Raw genomic sequence first — 2,808 nt, forward strand, 5'->3', positions numbered from 1 at the left:
TGTGGGAGCGGGCTTGCTCGCGAAGGCGGCGTGTCAGTCAATACATCCGGCGACTGAACAACCGCTTTCGCGAGCAAGCCCGCTCCCACATTTTTAGAGCGGTGTCGGGCTCAGAAAATATAGTCAGTGGTCAGAAAGCTCGACGTGCGTTCCTGCAGGATGTCACTGACCAGTTCCTTGTTGCTCGCCTGGAACTTGGTCGCCACCAGGGTACGGATCGAAAACACCCGCAACGCATCATGTACCGACAGCGTGCCCTCGGCCGAGTTCTTGCGCCCGTTGAACGGGAAACTGTCCGGCCCGCGCTGGCACTGGGCATTGATGTTGATCCGGCCCACCTGGTTGGCGAACGCGTCCACCAGGCGCCCGACTTCCCTCGGGCTGGTGCCGAAGATACTCAGTTGCTGGCCGAAGTCCGACTCCAGCACGTAGTCGATCACCGTCTCCAGGTCGCGGTAAGGCACGATCGGCACCACCGGGCCGAACTGCTCCTCGTGGTACACGCGCATCTGCGGGTTCACCGGGTACAGCACCGCCGGGTAGAAAAACGAGCCACGGCTGGCGCCGCCATTCTCGTTCACCACCTTGGCGCCGTGGGCCAATGCGTCGGTCACCAGGCCGCCGAGGTAATCCACCTTGCCCTGCTCGGGCAGTGGCGTCAGCGACACACCGTCTTCCCACGGCATGCCAGGCTTGAGGGTCGCCAGCTTGCGGTTGAATTTCTCGATAAAGCTGTCGACCACGTCCTCATGCACAAACAGGATCTTCAGCGCGGTGCAACGCTGGCCGTTGAACGAGAGCGAACCGGTGACAGCTTCGTTGACCGCATTGTCCAGGTCGACCTGCGGCAGCACGATCCCGGGATTCTTTGCATCCAGGCCCAACGCCGCGCGTAGGCGGTGCGGTTTCGGGTGCAGTTTCTTCAAATCGCTGGCGGCCTTGTTGGTGCCGATAAACGCAAAGATATCGATCTTGCCGCTGGCCATCAGCGCGCTGACCGTCTCGCGACCGCTGCCGTAGATCACGTTGATCACGCCGGCCGGGAAGCTGTCGCGAAACGCCTCCAGCAACGGGCGAATCAGCAGCACACCGAGCTTGGCCGGCTTGAACACCACGGTGTTGCCCATGATCAGCGCCGGGATCAGCGTGGTGAAGGTCTCGTTCAGCGGGTAGTTGTAGGGGCCCATGCACAGCGCCACGCCCAGTGGCACCCGGCGGATCTGCCCCAGGGTGTCCTGTTCCAGCTCGAAGCGGCTGGAGCGGCGGTCGAGTTCCTTGAGGGCGTTGATGGTGTCGGTGATGTAGTCGCAAGTGCGGTCGAACTCTTTCTGCGAGTCCTTGAGGTTCTTGCCAATCTCCCACATCAGCAGCTTGACCACTGCGTCACGCTGTTCGCGCATACGCCGCAAAAACGCTTCGACATGCTGGATGCGATCCACCACGCGCATGGTCGGCCACGCGCCCTGGCCACGGTCGTAGGCGGCCACGGCAGCGTCGAGGGCGGTCAAGGCGGTGTCGGCGTCCAGCAGCGGGGTGCTGCCGATGATCACCGGCGTGTCACCGTCGGTGCCGCGCAACTGCACCGGGCTGCGCACTTCGGCCAAGGGGCCGTTCCACACATGCAACTGGCCGCCGACCAGGTAATCACGTTGTTCGATGGGCGCCGCGAGCCGGAATTGCTCGGGAATCTCGGCGGCAGTGGGAAACAGCTGGGCGAGCAGGTTGTCGGTGGTCATGTCGCTACCCCTGGAATGGTTGCAAAACGTGACTAGAGATTCACCCATCAACGGCCCGTGTGGCAAGGGCTAGACGCATTAACCCGCGAACCTTGGAAAACCTTGAGCACAACCGTGAGCTCGCCGGGTAAACTGCGCGGCTTTCTTGAAGGAGTTCACATGAGTCAGTACCAGCCGGGCATTCTTGCCGCACCGGTGCCGTTGCAGGCACGCCATCTGTTTTTTGCCATTGAGTCGCTGGATGCCGTGCCTGCTGCACTGGATGCGCTGGTGCAGTTGGTGGACGCCAGTGCGGTGGTCGGTTTTGGTGAGCCGCTGGTCAATGCCCTTGGCGCCCGGATTGACGGGTTGCGGGCGTTCCCTCGTGTGAGCGGGCCGGGGGCGGAGAATCCGTCGACCCAGCAGGCGCTGTGGGTCTGGTTGCACGGTGTGGATCGCGGTGAGTTGCTGTTGCGCAGCCGGGCGTTCGAGAAGGCCCTGGCGCCGGGGTTTGGTCTGGTGCAGATGACCGAGGGGTTTCGCTACAAGACCGGGTTTGACCTGACCGACTATGAGGACGGCACTGAGAATCCGCATGATGATGCGGCGGTGGAGGCTGCGGTGGCGCAGGGTGGTGCGAGTTTTGCGGCGATCCAGCAGTGGCAGCATGATCTGGATGGGTTTGCGGCGTTGCCGGCTCTGGAGCGGGACCACATTATTGGTCGGCGCCATGGTGATAACGAGGAGCTGGAGGACGCGCCGGAGTCGGCGCACACCAAGCGTACGGCTCAGGAGAGTTTTACCCCGGAGGCGTTTGTGGTGCGGCGGTCGATGCCATGGGCCGAGAATGGTCAGGCGGGGTTGATGTTCCTGGCGTTTGGGCATTCGTTTGATGCGTTTGAAGCCCAACTGCGCCGCATGAGTGGGCTTGAGGATGGGATTGTTGATGGGTTGTATCGCATTAGCAAGCCGTTGACTGGGGGGTATTACTGGTGTCCGCCGGTGCGTGATGGGCGGGTGGATTTGAGCTTGGTGCGCTGAGGTTTTTGTTCGGGGTACATATCCATTATTTAGGTAACGGCCGCCTATGGTT

2 protein-coding genes are annotated in these 2,808 nt (G+C 62.1%); one reads left to right on the forward strand and one right to left on the reverse strand.

What is annotated here, in order from left to right; translation table 11 throughout:
* Positions 1-110: 110 nt before the first annotated feature.
* A complete protein-coding gene (locus HX869_RS31045) occupies positions 111-1,736 on the reverse strand; it encodes an NADP-dependent glyceraldehyde-3-phosphate dehydrogenase (RefSeq protein ID WP_102369501.1) in 1,626 nt (541 codons plus the stop codon).
* A gap of 159 nt (positions 1,737-1,895) precedes the next feature.
* On the opposite strand from HX869_RS31045, the gene HX869_RS31050 reads away from it, so the two are divergent.
* Positions 1,896-2,756: a Dyp-type peroxidase gene (locus tag HX869_RS31050; RefSeq protein ID WP_177054849.1), complete on the forward strand. Its 861-nt coding sequence runs from the start codon at positions 1,896-1,898 to the stop codon at positions 2,754-2,756.
* Positions 2,757-2,808: the final 52 nt, after the last annotated feature.

Source organism: Pseudomonas sp. P7779, assembly GCF_013386315.1.
In the GTDB taxonomy this organism is placed as follows: Bacteria; Pseudomonadota; Gammaproteobacteria; order Pseudomonadales; family Pseudomonadaceae; genus Aquipseudomonas.

What these genes read in the sequence shown, in the direction of transcription:
- HX869_RS31050 (WP_177054849.1), top strand. Translation starts at nt 1,896, where the DNA reads ATGAGTCAGTACCAGCCGGGCATTCTTGCCGCACCGGTGCCGTTGCAG.
- HX869_RS31045 (WP_102369501.1), bottom strand. Translation starts at nt 1,736, where the DNA reads ATGACCACCGACAACCTGCTCGCCCAGCTGTTTCCCACTGCCGCCGAG.